This is a genomic window from Rathayibacter rhapontici (genome assembly GCF_001995175.1).
Lineage (GTDB): Bacteria > Actinomycetota > Actinomycetes > Actinomycetales > Microbacteriaceae > Rathayibacter.
On record NZ_MUKN01000029.1, the window covers coordinates 1 to 16,962 of the forward strand.

A 16,962-nucleotide genomic window follows, 5' to 3' on the forward strand; every position below is an offset into this window, starting at 1 on the left:
CCCGTATCGGCACCGCGGAACGGAACGCACCCCGCTCTGCAGAACGCGACCACCCGCCCGAGCCGACAGCGCGGGGCCGCGCAGGGACCGGCCCCGCATCGGCACCGCCGAACGGGCGATCCGCGTGCCAGCGGATCGCCCTAGGCGGACGCGACCCGCTCTGCAGAACGCGACCATCCACGAGAGCCGACCGCGCGGGGCCGGGCAGGGACCGGCCCCGTCATGGACACAGCCTCTCGAACCACGCCAGGGCGCTCTGGTCGGTGAGGTTGGCGACCTGGTCGACGACGACGCGGCGGCGGGCGTCGTCGGAGTCGTTCGCGCGCCAGTCCTCGGCGAAGCCGGGCTCGAGGACGCCCTCGCCGCGCTCGAGGAGGGTGTCGGCGAGGCGGGTGAGGACCTCGCGCTGCTGGGCGTAGATGGGCTGGCGGGTGTTCCGCGACATGACGAAGGTCGCGACGATGCCCTTGAGGACCGCGATCTCGGCCTGCTGCTCGCGCGGCACCACGACGTGGCCGCCGAAGCGGACGAGGTCGGGGTGGGAGTACGCCTCGCGGGTCGCCTCGGTGGCGGCCGCGGCGAACCGCCCGATGAGCTGGCTGGTCAGGTTCTTCAGGCGCGCCTGATCGCGGCGGGAGCCGTCCCACGAGTCGAGCCAGACGTCGAGCGAGTCGAGGCGGTCGAAGGCGGACACGAGCTCGGCGTGCTCGATCTCGTCGCCGACCCAGGCGTGCATCGAGGCGACGAGGTCGTCGTGGTCGCTGCGGGAGCCGAGCGCCTCGACGTCGATGTAGCCCGAGACGACGGCGTCCTCGAAGTCGTGCACCGAGTAGGCGATGTCGTCCGAGAGGTCCATCACCTCGGCCTCGATGCAGCGCACGCCCTCGGGGGCGCCCTCGCGCATCCAGGCGAACGCGGGGGCGTCGTCGGCGTAGAACCCGAACTTCGCCCGACCGGAGGGGTCCGCGACGGAGCGCGTGTCGGGCCACGGGTACTTGCAGCTGGCGTCGAGGCTCGCGCGGGTGAGGTTCAGACCGTAGGGGCGGTCGTCGTCGCCGAACACCTTCGGCTCGAGGCGGGTGAGCAGGCGGAAGGTCTGCGCGTTTCCCTCGAAGCCGCCGATGCCGTCGGCCCAGGCGTTGAGCGCGCGCTCGCCGTTGTGGCCGAAGGGCGGATGGCCGATGTCGTGCGCGAGGCAGGCGGTGTCGACGACGTCGGGGTCGAGGTCGAGGCTCGTCGCGAGCTCGCGGCCTATCTGCGCCACCTCGAGCGAGTGAGTCAGGCGGTTGCGGGCGAAGTCGACCCCGGCCGTGGGGCTGAGCACCTGCGTCTTGGCCGCGAGGCGGCGCAGGGCGCTGGAGTGGAACAGCCGAGCGCGGTCGCGCGCGAAATCGGACCGGCGGGTGGAGTGCTCCTCCGGCAGGAACCGCTCGACATCGACGAGCGAGTACCCCCAGAGCGCGCGGTCATCCACCGCTGTGGTGGACTTCGGCGGCCGACACGTCGGCCCGCTGGCCGGCGTCGAGCTCGCGGGACTCGAGCCAGCGATCGGGCAGCGACGGGACCTTCGGCGAGCCGGCGCGACCGCGCTGGCCCTCGGCCGCCTCGCCGGGGTAGGGCACCTCGGGATCGAGCTGCGCGAGCAGCTCGTCGAGCTCGGCGAGGGTCTCGGCCGACGCCATGCGCGCACGCAGCTCCCCGCCGACGGGGTAGCCCTTGAAGTACCAGGCGACGTGCTTGCGGATGTCGCGGCAGCCGCGCTCCTCGCTCTCGAAGAACTCGCAGATGAGCTCGGCGTGCCGGCGGAACGCGACGGCCACCTGGCCCAGCGTCGGGCGGAACCGCTGGTCCGAGCCGGCGAAGGCCGCGGCGAGGTCGCCGAACAGCCATGGGCGGCCGAGGCAGCCGCGGCCGACCACGACGCCGTCGCAGCCGGTCTCGGCCATCATCCGCAGCGCGTCCTCGGCCGACCAGATGTCGCCGTTGCCGAGCACGGGCACGCTCGTGATCGCCTCTTTCAGCGTCGCGATGGCCGACCAGTCGGCGTGGCCGCTGTAGAACTCGGACGCGGTGCGGGCGTGGAGGGCGATGGAGGCGACTCCCGCCGCCTCGGCCGCACGGGCCGCCTCGAGGTAGGTGAGGTGATCGGCGTCGATGCCCTTGCGCATCTTGACGGTCAGCGGCACGTCGCCCGCGGCCTTCACCGCACCCTCGACGATCTGCCGGAACAGGGGCAGCTTCCACGGCAGCGCCGCTCCCCCGCCCTTCCTGGTCACCTTGGCGACCGGGCAGCCGAAGTTGAGGTCGATGTGGTCGGCGCGGTCCTCCGCGACGAGCATGGTGACCGCCTCGGCGACCGTCTTCGGGTCGACTCCGTAGAGCTGGATGGAGCGCACGGACTCGCTGGGATGGTGGCGGATGAGGCGCATCGACTCCGGCGTGCGCTCGACGAGCGCGCGGGAGGTGATCATCTCGCTCACGTAGAGCCCCGCGCCGAACTCGCGGCAGAGGCGGCGGAACGCGGTGTTGGTGATCCCCGCCATGGGAGCGAGGACGACCGGCGCGTCGAGTTGGAGGGGGCCGATGCGCAGCGCCGGCGCGGGTCGCGCGGGCGGTGGGGCCAGAAGAGTGGAGGACATCGGTATCGATTCTCCCAGATCCTGTGTTGGGGAAGGCGAGACGAGCAGAGGAGGCGGATCGATGAGCACGATCGATGCTGGGGAGGACGGGGCGACGCGCTTCGAGGCGGACGCCCGGGCGCGCGGACTGGACGTGGAGGTCGTCGAGAGGCCCGAGGCCGGGAGCCTCGACGAGGCCGCGGGACTGCTCGGAATCGAGCCGGGCACGATCGTCAAGTCGCTCGTCGTGAAGCGCCACGACGGCGGGCTGCTCTTCGCGCTGATCCCCGGCGGACGGCAGATCTCGTGGCCGAAGCTGCGCGCGGTGGTCGGAGTGAACAAGCTGAGGATGCCCGAGGAGTCGGTGGCGTTCGAGGCCACCGGGTACCGTCGCGGAACCATCACGCCGATCGGCTCCACGACCGCCTGGCCCGTCGTCGCCGACGAGCGCATCCGTGGCCGGCGCATCGCCATGGGCGCCGGGACTCCGGGTCGCAGCGCCTTCGTCGACGCCGACGCGCTGATCGACGCCTACGGCGCCGAGGTGGCCGACATCAGCGTCGAGGAGCCTCCGCGCTGACCGCAGCGGGATCGGGCGCCACGGCCGGCACGGCGCAGACCCCGTCCTCGCAGACGGGCACGCCGGCGGCTCCGAGCATCTCGAAGCTCACGACGCGCTCACCCGCTGCTCGAGGACGTGCTCGAGCACCTCGGTGAACGCCTGCGGCTCCTGTGCGCCCGAGACGCCGAAGCGGCCGTCGAGGACGAAGAACGGAACGCCGTTGATCCCGTACTCGCGGGCCTGAGCGATGTCGGCCTGCACGTCGGGCAGGTGGCGCTGCTCCGCGAGGACCTGCGCCGTCTCGGCCTCGTCGAGGCCGACCTCGGCGGCGAGCGACGCGAGGACCGCCGGATCCGCGAGATCGCGGCCCTCGACGAAGTACGCGCTCAGGAGCCGCTCCTTCAGCTCGAGCTGCAGGCCCTGCGCCTTCGCGTGGTGCAGCGCCTGGTGCGCGGTGACGGTCTTGACGTGCCGCACCGTCTCGAAGCGGTAGTCGAGCCCGACGCTCGCCGCGATGGCGGTCACGGTGTCGAGCATCTGCTGCGCCTGCGCCTCGGGGATCCCCTTGTGCTCGGCCAGGAACGCCGCTTCGCCCCCGCGGTAGTCCTCGGGGGTGTCCGGCGACAGCTCGAAGCTGCGGTACTCGATCGCCACGGCGGGCGCCTCCGGGTGGGCGAGGCGGAAGGCCTCGAGCCCGCGCTCGAACCTGCGCTTGCCGATGTAGCACCAGGGGCACGCGATGTCCGACCAGACGTCGACGGTGATGGGGGGCTGGGAGTCGCTCACTCCGAGGACAACCGAGCAGGGCCGCCGCTATTCCCGCAGCAGCCGGACCAGCTCGTCCACGTCGGACTCGTCGTTCCAGACGTGGAACGCGACCCGCAGCCGCCCGCCGCGTCCCGACACCTTGATGCCCGCCTCGAGCAGGCGCGCCAGGTCCGCGCCGTCCTCGTCCGGCCACGAGACGATCGCCCGGTGCTGCGGGTCGCGATCGAGCCGCTCGCACAGCAGGTCTCCGAGACCGGAGGCGTGCCGCCAGACCTCGTCGACGTCGAGCGAGCCGAGCAGGGCGAGCGACGCCTCCGCTCCCACGAACGCCTGCCAGGCGGGCGAGACGTCGAACCGGCGGGCGTTCTCGGCGAGGTGCATCGCCGGCCCGTAGCAGGACGACCAGACGTCCTCCCCCGAGTACCAGCCGGCCTGCAGCGGCACGAGCTCGGCGGCGTACTCCGGCGAGACCGTGAGGAACGCGACTCCGCGGGGCGAGCAGAGCCACTTGTACGCGTGGGTGAGCGTGGCGTCGAAGCGGGAGGCGTCGACGGGCAGCACTCCCGCCGCCTGGGTCAGGTCGCACGCGGTCCGCGCCCCGCACCGGGAGGCCGCCTCGATGACCGCGTCGAGGTCGGCGACCGCTCCGCTCCTGGACTGCACGGCCGAGAAGACGACCAGGTCGTCGGCGGGCTCGACCGAGTCGGCCAGCGCCTCCAGCGGCACCGAGCGCACGGTGATGCCGCGGTGGGCCTGGGCGAGGAACGGGAAGACGATGGAGGAGAAGTCGCCGTCGACGCAGAGCACCCGCGCGCCGTCCGGCAGCGAGCCCGCGAGGACTGAGGCCATCGCCGAGGTCTGCGAGCCGATCGCGACGCGCTCGACGGGGACGCCGACCATCCCCGCGAAGGAGGCCCGGGCGCGCTCGGCGACGTCGCCGTAGCCGGCGGCCGTGTTCTCGCCCGCGGCCCAGCGGTCGAGGTCGAGGCGCAGCGCCTCGACGCTCTCGCGCGGAGGCAGGCCGAGCGTGCAGGCGTTGTGATAGCCGCGCGCGCCGGCGAACCGCTCGCGCAGGGCGGTCACGGACGGGCCTGGAGTACTCACCCTTCGAGGATCCCCCTCCCCCGCCGGATCGCCAAGAGCGCTCCCACGCCGGGCGCGTCGGTCCTCAGCGGGCCGCGAGGGCGTGCGCCTGCTCGATCACCGCGACGACGGCGAGGGCCTCGCGCACGTCGACGGGCGCCGGGGCGCCCTCCTGCAGGGTGCGGGCGACGCCCTCGTAGAAGGACGCGTAGCGGCCGCGCTCGCTGGGCACGGGGCGGCGTCCGGAGTCGTCCGTCAGCACTCCCCACGCCTCGCGCGGGACCTCGCCGAAGCCGGCGTCGTCCACCCGCGCTCCCCCGTGCCGCAGGGCGTTCTCCTGCGGATCGAGCCCGTCGACGGAGAAGGCGGCTCCGGTGCCGAGGACGCGGAACCGCGGCCCGGTCGCCCGGGCGACGCGGCTCATGGCCAGGTGCGAGCGGACCCCGCTGCGGTGCAGGAGCGACACGAAGGCGTCGTCCTCGCTCGCCCCGCCCGCGTGCATCACTCGCGTCTCGGCGGCGGTGACGGTCGCGGGTCCGAAGAGCACGAGCGCCTGGTCGACGAGGTGGCTGCCGAGGTCGAAGAGGATCCCGCCGCCCTGCTCCGGGCCGATCGCGCTCTGCCAGCGCCCGGTCTTCGGCGCGCTCCAGCGCTCGAACGTCGACTCGAAGCGCACGACCTCGCCGAGGGCGCCCTCGTCGAGCAGTCGCCGCACCGTCAGGAAGTCCGCGTCCCAGCGCCGGTTCTGGAACACGAGGACGGGCGCGCCGCCCGCCTCGGACGCCGCGACGATCGCCTCGGCATCGGCGATGCTCGGTGCGAACGGCTTGTCGACCACGACCGCGACGCCCGCCTCGAGCACGGCGACCGCCTGCTCGCGATGCACCGACGGCGGAGACGCGAGCACCACGAGGTCCGGGCGCTCGGCGAGGGCGGCGGCGGTGTCGGCGACGATCCGCGCTCCGGGATGAGCGGCGGCGGCGCTCGCGGCCCGCACCGCGTTCGACGTCGCCACCGCGACGATCTCGAACGACGGATCGGCGGCCAGGAACGGACCGTGGAACACGCTGCCCGCCAGCCCGTAGCCGACGACGGCGACACGGATCACGTCGCGGCCCCCGGCACGTCGACGGCACCGCCGAAGCGGCGGGAGCGACCGGAGTAGTGCTCGATCGCCTCCCACAGGTCGGTCCGCGAGAAGTCGGGCCACAGCCGGTCGAGGAACACCATCTCGGCGTACGCGCTCTGCCAGAGCAGGAAGTTGCTGGTGCGCTGCTCTCCCGAGGAGCGCAGGAAGAGGTCGACGTCGGGCATCTCGGGCACGTAGAGCGCCTTCGCGATCGTCTTCTCGGTGATGCCGGACGGCTTGAGCCTGCCCGCCGCGACCTCGCCCGCGAGCCGCTGCACGGCGTCCGCGATCTCGGTGCGGCCGCCGTAGTTGACGCACATCGTGAGCGTCAGGACGTCGTTGCCCGCGGTCAGCTTCTCGGCGAACTGCAGCTCGTTGATCACCGAGGCCCAGAGCCGGGGCTTCCGCCCCGCCCAGCGGATGCGCACGCCCCACTCGTTGAGCTGGTCGCGACGGCGGTGCAGCACGTCGCGGTTGAACCCCATCAGGAAGCGCACCTCCTCGGGCGAGCGCTTCCAGTTCTCGGTCGAGAACGCGTAGACGCTGAGGTGCTTCACCCCGATCTGGATCGCTCCCGCCACGACGTCGAGCAGCGCCGCCTCACCGCGCTTGTGCCCCTCGATGCGGGTGAGCCCGCGCCCGTTGGCCCAGCGGCCGTTGCCGTCCATGACGATCGCGACGTGACCGGGGACGGCCTTCCGCGGCACGTCCGGCGGGTACAGCCCGGTCCAGTCGAGCTCGCGGTAGGGCTCGGCGTCCTTGTGGGTGAAGGGCTTCATCGGGTGACGTGCTCCAGGGATCTCAGTCCTCGTTCGAGGTGGAACTGCGTGTAGGCGGCGACGACTCCGCTCGCGCGCGACCGGGTCGAGGGCTCGGTGGACTCGGCGTGCGCCCAGTCGCCGGAGAGCAGAGCGCCGAGCAGCACGACGACCTCCGGAGCGACGCGCGGGGCTCCGGGAGGCGTGCAGTCCTCGCAGACCACGCCGCCCAGCTGCACGACCACGGCGCCGTGCGGTCCGGGGGCGCCGCACCTGGCGCAGTCCTCGAAGCTCGGCGCCCAGCCCGCGATCGACAGCGCGCGCAGGAGATAGGAGTCGAGGGTCAGCACCGGCTCGTGCTCGCGTCGCGAGAGCGAGCGCAGCGCGCCCACGAGCAGCAGGTACTGCTGGAGGGACGCGTCGGAGTCGGTCAGCCGGTCTGCTGTCTCGACCATGGCGTTGGCGGCGGTGTAGCAGTCGTAGTCGGCGGCGATCAGGGCGCCGTAGGCGCCGATCGACTCGGCCTGCGTGACGATGTCGAGGCTGCGGCCCTCGTACAGCTGCAGATCGGCGACCATGAACGGCTCGAGCCGCGAGCCGAACTTGGATCCGGTCTTGCGGACGCCCTTGGCGACGGCGCGGATCTTGCCGTGCCCGCGAGAGAGCAGGGTCACGATGCGATCCGCCTCGCCCAGTTTGTGCGTGCGGAGCACCACGGCTTCGTCACGGTAGGTGGGCATGAGCTCGATTATCCTCCCCGCCACCGACAACCTCCTGGCCGTCGGGCCGGTCGATCGACGCGAGCGTGGAACGATGGGCCGGTGGCCGACACCCTCTTCGTGATCCCCGCCTGGGCCGACCTCCTCGCGATCGCCATCGGCTGCCTCCAGGGCGCGATGTTCGCGGGCGAGTTCCGCGACCGCCGGATCGACCTGCTCGGCGTGACGATCATCGGCACGGCGACCGGGCTGGGCGGCGGCGTGCTGCGCGATCTGCTGCTGCAGACCCCTCTCGTGGCCCTGCACACCAACGCCTACCTGATCGTCGCGGTCGCCGCCTCGCTGGTCGGGATGCTGCTCCAGCACGTGCTGAACCGCGTCGACGGCACGATCACCGCGCTCGACGCCCTGACGCTCGGGCTCTTCGGCGCGATCGGCACGACGAAGGCGCTGGCGCTCGGCGTGCCGGAGGTGCCGGCCGTCTTCGTCGGCACGGTGTCGGCGGTCGGCGGGTCGGTCATCCGCGACGTGCTGCTCAACCGGCCGATCGCGCTGATGCACGTGGGCTCGCTCTACGCGATCGCCGCGACCGCCGGTACGGCCGTGCTCGTGGCGGGCCTGCGCTTCGGGATGCTCATCGACTTCGCCGCGCCGCTCGCCGTGGGCGTCACCACGCTGATCCGCCTGCTGGCCGTGCGCTACGGCTGGAGCCTGCCCGAGCAGCGCGCCCTGAACCGGGTCCCCCGCCTCCACTGGCGCCGCCGCGCCTAGACGGGCCGTGAACCGAGGGAACCCCGACCCGTCGAGGGAACCCGCTGATGCAGGCTCCCTCGACAGGCCGGGGTTCCCTCGGCCGGACGGATCAGACCGAGGTGGCGGCCAGCTCGAGGGCGGGCGCCTCTTCGCGCAGGGCGCGGTTCACGGCCGAGACGATCGCCTTGAGCGAGGCGGTCGAGATGTCGGCGTCGACCCCCACGCCCCAGAGGGTGCGGCCGTTGACCGAGCATTCGACGTAGGAGGCGGCCAGCGCGTCGCCGCCGGCGCTGAGAGCGTGCTCGACGTAGTCCAGCACCCGCACCTCGACGCCGTGCTGCGCCAGCACGGACTCGAAGGCGTTGACCGGGCCGTTGCCGGAGGCGTTCGCCTCGATGATCTCGTCGCCGACGCGCAGCACCGCGTTGAGGGCGATCGTGCCGCCCATGTCGCTCGAGGTGCTCGTGCGGGTCAGCTCGAAGCGCCCCCACTTCTCGTCGGCGCGGTGCGCGGGAGCGGGCAGGTACTCGTCCTGGAAGATCGTCCAGATCTGCTCGCTCGTGACCTCGCCGCCCTCGGCGTCGGTCTTGGCCTGCACGACACCCGAGAACTCGATCTGGAGGCGGCGCGGCAGGTCCAGCGCGTGGTCGGTCTTCAGCAGGTACGCGACTCCGCCCTTGCCCGACTGCGAGTTCACGCGGATGACCGCCTCGTAGGAGCGCCCGAGGTCCTTCGGGTCGACCGGCAGGTACGGCACGGCCCACGTGAGCTCGTCGACGCCGCGGCCGGTGCGCTCGGCCTCGGCCTCCATGGCCTCGAAGCCCTTCTTGATGGCGTCCTGGTGCGAGCCGCTGAACGCGGTGAAGACCAGGTCGCCCGCCCAGGGGCTGCGCTCCGGCACGGCCAGCTGGTTGCAGTACTCGGCGGTGCGCTTGATGCCGTCCATGTCGCCGAAGTCGATCTGGGGGTCGATGCCCTGGGTGAACAGGTTGACGCCCAGCGCGACGAGGTCGACGTTGCCGGTGCGCTCGCCGTTGCCGAAGAGGCAGCCCTCGATCCGGTCTGCGCCGGCCAGGTAGCCCAGCTCGGCGGCGGCGACGGCCGTGCCGCGGTCGTTGTGGGGGTGCAGCGACAGGATGATGTTCTCGCGCTGAGCCAGGTTCCGGCTCATCCACTCGATCGAGTCGGCGTAGACGTTGGGCGTCGCCATCTCGACGGTGGCGGGCAGGTTCAGGATGACCTTGCGGTCGGGGGTGGGCTCGAAGACCTCGACGACGCGGTCGCAGATGTCGCGCGCGAACTCGAGCTCGGTGCCGGTGTAGCTCTCGGGCGAGTACTCGTAGTAGACGGTCGTCCCGGGCACGCTCGCCTCCATCTCGCGGCACTTGCGCGCGCCGGCGAGGGCGATGTCGATGATCCCCTGGCGGTCCTTGCGGAACACGACCTCGCGCTGCAGGACGCTGGTCGAGTTGTAGAGGTGCACGATGGCCTGGCGGGCTCCGCGGATCGACTCGTAGGTGCGCTCGATGAGGTGATCGCGGGCCTGGGTCAGCACCTGGATGGTGACGTCCTCGGGGATCGCGCCCTCCTCGATGAGGCTGCGCACGAAGTCGAAGTCGGTCTGGCTGGCGCTGGGGAAGCCGACCTCGATCTCCTTGTAGCCCATCGAGACGAGCAGGTCGAACATGATCCGCTTGCGCTCGGGGCTCATCGGGTCGATCAGCGCCTGGTTGCCGTCGCGGAGGTCCACCGCACACCAGCGCGGGGCCGCGGTGATCCGCTTGGTCGGCCACGTGCGGTCGGGCAGATCGACGGTGATCTGCTCGTGGTAGGGCCGGTACTTGCGGATCGGCATGGACGAGGGCTTCTGCGTGTTCTTCATGGGGTCTCCTGGCGCGGATGCGCGCCCGTGTCGGTCTCGCGGGGATCCGGTGTCGGATGCGACCTCGCGAAGGGAACTGCGATCAGGCGTCGACGGACTCCGCGACGAGGGAGGCCTGGGGGTTAGGACTCGTCGCGGCAGCTAAGAAGGAGCAGACCGAAGCGCACGCGGCCAGGCTAGCACTGCGCGGCGCCGGGGTCACCCGCAGGCGCTCAGGCGACGAGGCCGTTCTCGTAGGCGTAGACGACGAGCTGCACGCGGTCGCGGAGCCCCAGCTTGCCGAGGGTCCGGCTGATGTGGGTCTTGACGGTCGCCTCGCTGAGGAACTCCGCCGTCGCGATCTCGGTGTTGCTCAGGCCCCTCGCGGCGTGGTGGAAGATCTCGCGCTCGCGATCGGTCAGCGTCGAGAAGGCCGCGGGCGTCTCGCGTCCGCTGCCCGGCGCTCCGAAGTGCTCGAACAGCTCGCGGGTCGCGGAGGCGGCGACGACGGCCGTCCCGGCGTGGACCGTCCGCACCGAGGCGAGGAGGAAGCCCGGCTCGGTGTCCTTGAGGAGGAAGCCGCTCGCCCCGGCGCGGATGGCCCGGGCCGCCGCTTCGTCGAGGTCGAAGGTCGTGAGGACGAGGATGCGCGGCGGCTCCGTCCCCGTCTCGGCGGCCCGTGCGAGGATCCGCCGGGTGGACTCGATGCCGTCGACGCCGGGCATCCGGATGTCCATCAGCACCACGTCCGGTGCGACGCGGCCCACCAGCTCGGCGCCCTCGGCGCCGTCCGACGCCTCGCCCACCACCTCGAGGTCGGGCTGGGAGCTCAGGAGCATGCGGATGCCGGCGCGGAAGAGCGCCTGGTCGTCGACGAGGACGATGCGGATGGGGTCGGTCATGACGGGGTGCCTCCGGAGGCGAGCGACGGGTCGAGCGGGACGGGTGCGGTGCGCGGCGGGACGACGGGAGCGGGCAGTCGGGCGTCGACGACGAAGTCGTCGCCCACCGGCCCGGCCTGCAGGGCTCCGCCCGCGAGGACCGCGCGCTCGCGCATCCCGATGAGGCCGTGGCCCTCCCCCGGGGTCGCGAGCGCGTCCTCGCAGCGGGCGTTGCGGACGGTGAGCACGACGTCGGCGCCGTCGCGACGCAGGGCGACGTCGAGCGGAGCGCCGGGGCGGCCGTGGCGGAGCGCGTTCGTGGTCGCCTCCTGGGTGATCCGGTACAACGCGAGCCCGGTGGCGCGCGGCACGGACTCGAGGTCGAGCCCGAGCTCCGAGCGCACCGGCGCACCGGTGCCGCTCACGCTCTCGAGCAGCGCGGGAAGGTCGCGCGCCTCGGGCTGGGGGCCGTCCGCCTGGCTGTGCCGGAGCTGCGCGAGGAGCTGGCGGACGTCGCCGAGCGCGTCGCGCGCCACTCCCGAGATGGTCAGCAGGGCCGCGTCGGTCTGCTCGGGGCTGGCGGCGCCGAGGTAGCGGGCGCCGTCGGCCTGGGCGATGACGACGGCGAGCGAGTGGGCGACGACGTCGTGCATGTCGCGGGCGATCCGGTTGCGCTCCTCGACGGTGTCGAGCTCGCGCTGCGCCCGCGCCCGCTCGCGCTCCGCCTCGTCGCGGAGCGCCTGCCCTTCGCGGGCGCGTCGCGCGGCGCGCGAGAGCAGTCCGACCGTCCACGAGAGTCCGAGCGTCGCGAGGAGCCCGCCGAACGACGCCACGAGGGAGATCAGATCCCTGGGTGATCCCTGAGCCAGCCCGAAGGCGACCGAGAGGTACGCCACCGCGACCATCGAGCCGGCGACGGCAGAGACCGCCCCTGCCGTACGCACCCGCTTCGACGCGGCCGCTCCTGCACCGAAGAGCACGACCAGGATCGCCAGATCGGAGGGAGCGGGCTCCAGCCGGACACTCATCTGCAGAACAGCGCCGACCCACGCGATGCCGAGGGCGAGTCCGGGCGCGCGGCGATGCAGCACGAGCGCGACGGCCAGCACTCCTGCCACGAACGGGTGCAGCGAATCGACGTCCACCGAGTACGGCACGACCGAGATCGCGAGCAGCACGAGGGCCTGCGCGCCGGCCGATCCGACCGCGAAGGCGTCCTGCGGTCCGGCGAGGCGCACCAGGAGCCGCTCGATGCGATCCTCCGGCCCGACCGGCGATCGGAGCCCCCAGCGGAAGGACAGCACCGCGACCGCCGCCAGGACCGCCGCGGCGAGAACCGCCACCGCGACGAGGACGAGGAAGTCGATGCTCTGCGACGGCTCGGGGCCGTCGAGGGACGGGCGGAGCGACGCCGCCGCGACGATCCCGCCGAGCCCGGAGAGCAGCAGGGCTCCGACCAGGGTCAGCGACCGGGTCCACGGGCCGAGGCGCCGCGCGGTCGACCAGAGCACGACCGCGCCGACGACCACGCCGTCGAGCGGCAGGCCCGCCACCGGGACTGCTCCACCGAGGAGGAGGCCCGCGGCGGTCAGGGTGGGCGCGAGCGCGGGCAGGAAGCCGGCCAGCGCGAGCGCGAGGCCGAGGAGCAGGCCGGCGGACGGATGCGCGGTCGACACGCCGCTCGCGAGCGCCAGCAGGTGCGCGGCCGCGAGCAGCGCCCCCGCGATCGGGAGCGTCGCCGGACGGTCCAGGAGCACGCGCATGCCTCTCACGCTAGACGTCGGGCGCGGCGGCGTCGTCGTCCCGGCGGCTGATCGGCGTGCGCCGACGGGATCAGAAGCCGAGTCGGCCGAGCAGCTTCGGGTCGCGCTGCCACTCCTTGGCGACCTTCACCCGGATCGAGAGGAACACCCGGCGACCGAGGAGCCGCTCGATCTGCTCCCGCGAGACGGCGCCGACCTCGCGGAGGCGCTGACCGCCCTTGCCGATGATGATGCCCTTCTGGCTGTCGCGCTCGACGAAGACGTTGGCGTAGATGTCGATGAAGGAGCCGTCCTCGCGCTCGACCATGTCGTCGAGGGTCACGGCCAGGGAGTGCGGCAGCTCGTCCGAGACGCCCTCGAGAGCGGCCTCGCGGATGAACTCCGCGATGCGCGAGCCGAGGTCCTCGTCGGTCACGGCCTCCTCGGGGTACAGCGCGGGCGACACCGGCATCAGGCGGAGGAGCTCCACGGCGAGCACGTCGAGCTGCTCGTCGGTCACTGCAGAGATCGGCACGATCGTGTCCCACTCGCGCAGCTCCGAGACGGCCAGCAGCTGCTTCGCGACCGACTTCTTCGACGAGAGGTCGACCTTCGAGACGATCGCGACCTTCCGGGCGCGCGGGAAGGCGTCGAGCTGCTCGTTGATGAAGCGGTCACCGGGGCCGATCGGCTCATCGGCCGGGAAGAGCATCCCGATCACGTCGACGTCGCCGAGCGTGGAGGTCACGAGGGAGTTGAGCCGCTCGCCGAGCAGGGTGCGCGGGCGGTGGATGCCCGGGGTGTCGACGACGATCAGCTGGCCGCCGGGCCGGTGCACGATGCCGCGGATCGCCCGGCGGGTCGTCTGGGGCTTGGAGCTCGTGATGGCGATCTTCTCGCCCACGAGGGCGTTCGTCAGGGTCGACTTGCCGACGTTGGGGCGGCCGACGAACGACACGAATCCCGCGCGGAAGGGCGTCGTGGGCGGGCTGGTGTCGGTCATCGTGCGTCCTCGTTCTGTCTGTCCTCGGCGGGGGTGCCCGCTGCCCGGGCCTGCGCGGCGCGGGCCAGGGCGGCCCGTCCGTCCCGCGCGCGGGTGTCGCGCGACCGGGGGTCCCGGCTCCGAGTATCCCCGGTCGGAGCGCCCTCGGCGGCGTCCTCGCCGTCGCCGCCCACGATCGGCACGGGTCCGGTGCCCGACTCGTTCGCAGGATCGTGATCGGGATCGCGCCGAACGAGGACAGTCGAGATCGTGCCCCGGCGGGCATCGGCCTGCTCCGCCTCGAGGATCACGCCTCCGACGCGGGCGCTGGCTCCGCGATCGGGCAGGCGTCCGTAGGCCTTGGTGAGCAGTCCGCCGACGGAGTCGACGTCGTCGTCCTCGAGGTCGATCTCGAACAGCTCGCCGAGCTCGTCGACCGGGAGGCGCGCCGAGACGCGGTAGACGCCCGGCTCGATCTCCTCGAACAGGTCGACCTCGCGGTCGTACTCGTCCGAGATGTCGCCGACCAGCTCCTCGATGAGGTCCTCGAGCGTGACGAGGCCGGCGATGCCGCCGTACTCGTCGACGACCATCGCGAGGTGGTTCGACTCGAGCTGCATCTGGCGCAGCAGCTCGTCGGCCTTCTTCGACTCGGGCACGAACAGCGCCGGCCGGGCGAGGTCCGCGACGACGTCGTCGTCGTCGGGGCGCTCGTAGGTGTGGCGCGCGACGTCGCGCAGGTAGAGGACGCCCAGCACGTCGTCGACGCCCTCGCCGATGACGGGGAGCCTCGAGATCCCGCGGCTGAGCAGGAGCCCCATGCCGGCTCCGATCGACGCGGTCGCCTCGATCGTCACCATGTCGGTCCGCGGGACCATCACCTCGCGGACGAGGGTGTCGTTGAACTCGAAGATCGAGTGGATGAGCTCGCGGTCGTCCTGCTCGAGCACGGACTGCTCGGTGGCCTCGTCGACCATGCTGAGCAGCTGCTCCTCGGACGAGAAGCCCGCCGAGCGGCCGGTGCCGGGGGTGACGCGGTTGCCCAGGGCGACCAGTCCGTGGGCCACGGGGCCCAGCGCGACCCGCAGGACGTGCACCAGCGACGCGCTCGAGCCCAGGACCGCCCGGGCGTGCGCCCGGCCGACGCTGCGCGGGCTCGAGCCCACCAGGACGAACGACACGGCGGCCATGATGAGGATCGCCAGCAGCAGAGCGAGCCAGAGCTGGTCGACGACCACGACGAGCACCGTGGTGACGAACACCGCGGCGGTCGTCTCTGCGGCGATCCGCGAGAAGTTGACGACGTTGACGTGGGCGCTCATGTCGCCCGCGATCGCCTTCAGCGCGCGGGAGCTGCGCGAGTGGCTCGCCATCTCGAGCACGTCGCTGCGCGAGAGGACGCCCAGGGCGGCGTCGGTGGCGGCGAACCAGCCGCCGACGGCGACGAGCGCCAGAGCGGCGATGAGGAGCTGGAGGGTCAGCACGGCGAGGCCTAGCGGCGTCGCTCGCTGATGTGGAAGCCCACGAGGATGTCGCGCTGGATGCCGAACATCTCGCGCTCCTCCTCCGCTTCCGCGTGGTCGAAGCCGAGCAGGTGCAGGAGCCCGTGCGCGGTCAGCAGCAGCAGCTCGTCGAGGACCGAGTGGCCCGCGGCCTCGGCCTGGGTCTGCGCGACCTGCGGGCAGAGCACGATGTCGCCGAGCAGGCCCGCGGGGGTCTGCTCGTCCTCGGTGCCGGGACGCAGCTCGTCCATCGGGAAGCTGAGCACGTCGGTCGGGCCCGGCTCGTCCATCCACTGCACGTGCAGCTGCTCCATCGCGCCCTCGTCGACCAGGACGATCGCGAGCTCGGCGTCGGGGTGCACGTGCAGCGAGTCGAGCGCGTAGCCGGCGAGGCGCAGCAGCGCCGCCTCGTCGACGGGGACGCTCGACTCGTTGTTGATCTCGATGCTCACGGGGGCGGTGTTCCTCTTCGTCGGTGTGGGTCGGGCGCGCGGGTCAGCCGCGCGGGCGCTTGGGCTGCGCGTCGCCGGCGGAGCGCGGAGAGCCCGCACGCCGCTCCGCGCGGTTGGCGAACTCGCGGGCCTGCTCGCGCTCGAAGTGCTGGGCCTGCTTCTGCTGGTCGTACTCGGTGTAGGCGTCCACGATGCGGCCGACGAGGCTGTGGCGCACCACGTCCTCGCTGGTCAGCCTCGAGAAGTGGATGTCGTCGATCCCGTCGAGCACGCGCGTGACGAGGCGCAGGCCGCTGGCGCCGGTGGGCAGGTCGACCTGCGTGATGTCACCGGTGATGACCATCCGCGAGCCGAAGCCCAGCCGGGTGAGGAACATCTTCATCTGCTCGGGCGTGGTGTTCTGGGCCTCGTCGAGCACGACGAACGAGTTGTTGAGCGTGCGCCCGCGCATGTAGGCGAGCGGAGCGACCTCGATCGTGCCGGCCGCCAGGAGCTTGGGCACGATCTCCGGATCCATCATCTCGTTGAGCGCGTCGTAGAGCGGCCGCAGGTACGGATCGATCTTGTCCGTGAGCGAGCCGGGCAGGTACCCGAGCCGCTCCCCCGCCTCGACCGCCGGGCGGGTCAGGATGATCCGCTCGACCTCCTTGCGCTGCAGGGCCTGGACGGCCTTCGCCATCGCGAGGTAGGTCTTGCCCGTTCCGGCGGGGCCGATGCCGAACACGATGGTGTTCTGGTCGACGGCGTCGACGTACTCGCGCTGCCCGAGGGTCTTCGGGCGGATGCTCTTGCCGCGCGCCGTCAGGATCGCCTGCCCGAAGGCCTCGGCCGGGCTGACCGGCCCGCCGCTCTCGAGGATGCGAGCGGACTCGCGGACCCCGTCGGGGTCGAGGTCGTGGCCGCCTGCGGTCATGGTCACCAGTTCTTCCACCAGGCGCGCCGCAGCGGAGACGGGTGCGCGCTCGCCCTCGAGCGTCACCTCGTTGCCGCGCACGTGCACCTGGACATCGGGGAATCGCGATTCGACCGCTCGGATGAGGCGGTCCTGAGGTCCGAGGAGGCGCACCATGGCGACTCCGTCGACGGCGACGACGCGCCGCGTCGGGCCGGGTGCCGTCGAGCCGGTCGCGGGCGACTCGGCGGTGGTCGGGG

Annotated in this window: 16 protein-coding genes; 2 read left to right on the top strand and 14 right to left on the bottom strand. The window is 72.4% G+C overall.

Annotation, left to right across the window (positions count from 1 at the left end; all coding sequences use genetic code 11):
• Window positions 1–220 precede the first annotated feature (220 nt).
• Together B0T42_RS10660 and dusB are read right to left on the bottom strand one after the other, a co-directional pair.
• A complete protein-coding gene (locus B0T42_RS10660) occupies window positions 221–1,474 on the bottom strand; it encodes a deoxyguanosinetriphosphate triphosphohydrolase (RefSeq protein ID WP_077223131.1) in 1,254 nt (417 codons plus the stop codon).
• Window positions 1,467–2,639, bottom strand: a complete 1,173-nt coding sequence (gene dusB, locus B0T42_RS10665; protein ID WP_077223132.1) for a tRNA dihydrouridine synthase DusB — start codon at window positions 2,637–2,639, stop codon at window positions 1,467–1,469. The genes B0T42_RS10660 and dusB overlap by 8 nt, the downstream gene beginning before the upstream one ends.
• Window positions 2,640–2,700: 61 nt before the next feature.
• Between dusB and B0T42_RS10670 the strand changes: the two genes are divergently transcribed.
• Entirely contained in the window at window positions 2,701–3,198 is a 498-nt protein-coding gene (locus B0T42_RS10670) for an aminoacyl-tRNA deacylase (protein WP_077223133.1), read from the top strand.
• Window positions 3,199–3,285: 87 nt separating this feature from the next.
• Here B0T42_RS10670 and B0T42_RS10675 read toward each other — a convergent pair whose 3' ends face one another.
• The 5 genes from B0T42_RS10675 to recO all read right to left on the bottom strand — a co-directional run bounded on the left by B0T42_RS10675 (window position 3,286) and on the right by recO (window position 7,658).
• A complete protein-coding gene (locus tag B0T42_RS10675) occupies window positions 3,286–3,966 on the bottom strand; it encodes a DsbA family oxidoreductase (protein ID WP_077223134.1) in 681 nt (226 codons plus the stop codon).
• A gap of 27 nt (window positions 3,967–3,993) precedes the next feature.
• Entirely contained in the window at window positions 3,994–5,052 is a 1,059-nt protein-coding gene (locus B0T42_RS10680) for an aminotransferase class V-fold PLP-dependent enzyme (RefSeq protein WP_236720227.1), read from the bottom strand.
• A gap of 64 nt (window positions 5,053–5,116) precedes the next feature.
• Window positions 5,117–6,139 carry a Gfo/Idh/MocA family protein gene (locus B0T42_RS10685; protein WP_077223136.1) on the bottom strand — a complete coding sequence of 341 codons (1,023 nt, stop codon included), beginning with the start codon at window positions 6,137–6,139 and terminating at the stop codon, window positions 5,117–5,119.
• Complete coding sequence (locus B0T42_RS10690; RefSeq protein WP_077223137.1) at window positions 6,136–6,939, bottom strand: isoprenyl transferase; 804 nt, start codon at window positions 6,937–6,939, stop codon at window positions 6,136–6,138. The genes B0T42_RS10685 and B0T42_RS10690 overlap by 4 nt, the downstream gene beginning before the upstream one ends.
• Entirely contained in the window at window positions 6,936–7,658 is a 723-nt protein-coding gene (gene recO / locus B0T42_RS10695; protein ID WP_077223138.1) for a DNA repair protein RecO, read from the bottom strand. Before recO ends, B0T42_RS10690 begins: the two co-directional genes overlap by 4 nt.
• Before the next feature lie 81 nt (window positions 7,659–7,739).
• Here recO and B0T42_RS10700 point away from each other — a divergent pair, with 81 nt between their 5' ends.
• The gene (locus B0T42_RS10700; RefSeq protein WP_077223139.1) at window positions 7,740–8,408 is read left to right on the top strand and encodes a trimeric intracellular cation channel family protein; all 669 of its coding nucleotides are present in this window, start codon (window positions 7,740–7,742) and stop codon (window positions 8,406–8,408) included.
• Between the two features lie 91 nt (window positions 8,409–8,499).
• Here the strand turns inward: B0T42_RS10700 and leuA are convergent, their stop codons facing one another.
• The 7 genes from leuA to B0T42_RS10735 form a co-directional block, all read right to left on the bottom strand.
• Window positions 8,500–10,272, bottom strand: a complete 1,773-nt coding sequence (gene leuA, locus B0T42_RS10705) for a 2-isopropylmalate synthase (protein WP_077223140.1) — start codon at window positions 10,270–10,272, stop codon at window positions 8,500–8,502.
• 212 nt (window positions 10,273–10,484) lie between these two features.
• On the bottom strand, window positions 10,485–11,153 hold the full coding sequence (locus B0T42_RS10710) for a response regulator (RefSeq protein ID WP_055792875.1): 669 nt from the start codon (window positions 11,151–11,153) through the stop codon (window positions 10,485–10,487).
• Window positions 11,150–12,895, bottom strand: coding sequence for a sensor histidine kinase (locus B0T42_RS10715; RefSeq protein WP_077223141.1), 1,746 nt, complete (start codon window positions 12,893–12,895; stop codon window positions 11,150–11,152). The genes B0T42_RS10710 and B0T42_RS10715 overlap by 4 nt, the downstream gene beginning before the upstream one ends.
• Before the next feature lie 70 nt (window positions 12,896–12,965).
• The gene (gene era, locus B0T42_RS10720) at window positions 12,966–13,877 is read right to left on the bottom strand and encodes a GTPase Era (RefSeq protein WP_077223142.1); all 912 of its coding nucleotides are present in this window, start codon (window positions 13,875–13,877) and stop codon (window positions 12,966–12,968) included.
• Window positions 13,874–15,340, bottom strand: coding sequence for a hemolysin family protein (locus B0T42_RS10725; RefSeq protein ID WP_077223143.1), 1,467 nt, complete (start codon window positions 15,338–15,340; stop codon window positions 13,874–13,876). The genes era and B0T42_RS10725 overlap by 4 nt, the downstream gene beginning before the upstream one ends.
• Window positions 15,341–15,348: 8 nt before the next feature.
• Window positions 15,349–15,810: an rRNA maturation RNase YbeY gene (gene ybeY, locus B0T42_RS10730; protein WP_055792884.1), complete on the bottom strand. Its 462-nt coding sequence runs from the start codon at window positions 15,808–15,810 to the stop codon at window positions 15,349–15,351.
• A gap of 43 nt (window positions 15,811–15,853) precedes the next feature.
• Window positions 15,854–16,879: a PhoH family protein gene (locus tag B0T42_RS10735; RefSeq protein ID WP_077223165.1), complete on the bottom strand. Its 1,026-nt coding sequence runs from the start codon at window positions 16,877–16,879 to the stop codon at window positions 15,854–15,856.
• Between the last annotated feature and the right edge of the window lie 83 nt (window positions 16,880–16,962).

What these genes read in the sequence shown, in the direction of transcription:
- B0T42_RS10715 (WP_077223141.1), bottom strand. Translation starts at nt 12,895, where the DNA reads ATGCGCGTGCTCCTGGACCGTCCGGCGACGCTCCCGATCGCGGGGGCG.
- dusB (WP_077223132.1), bottom strand. Translation starts at nt 2,639, where the DNA reads ATGTCCTCCACTCTTCTGGCCCCACCGCCCGCGCGACCCGCGCCGGCG.
- era (WP_077223142.1), bottom strand. Translation starts at nt 13,877, where the DNA reads ATGACCGACACCAGCCCGCCCACGACGCCCTTCCGCGCGGGATTCGTG.
- B0T42_RS10710 (WP_055792875.1), bottom strand. Translation starts at nt 11,153, where the DNA reads ATGACCGACCCCATCCGCATCGTCCTCGTCGACGACCAGGCGCTCTTC.
- B0T42_RS10670 (WP_077223133.1), top strand. Translation starts at nt 2,701, where the DNA reads ATGAGCACGATCGATGCTGGGGAGGACGGGGCGACGCGCTTCGAGGCG.
- B0T42_RS10735 (WP_077223165.1), bottom strand. Translation starts at nt 16,879, where the DNA reads ATGGTGCGCCTCCTCGGACCTCAGGACCGCCTCATCCGAGCGGTCGAA.
- leuA (WP_077223140.1), bottom strand. Translation starts at nt 10,272, where the DNA reads ATGAAGAACACGCAGAAGCCCTCGTCCATGCCGATCCGCAAGTACCGG.
- B0T42_RS10690 (WP_077223137.1), bottom strand. Translation starts at nt 6,939, where the DNA reads ATGAAGCCCTTCACCCACAAGGACGCCGAGCCCTACCGCGAGCTCGAC.
- recO (WP_077223138.1), bottom strand. Translation starts at nt 7,658, where the DNA reads ATGCCCACCTACCGTGACGAAGCCGTGGTGCTCCGCACGCACAAACTG.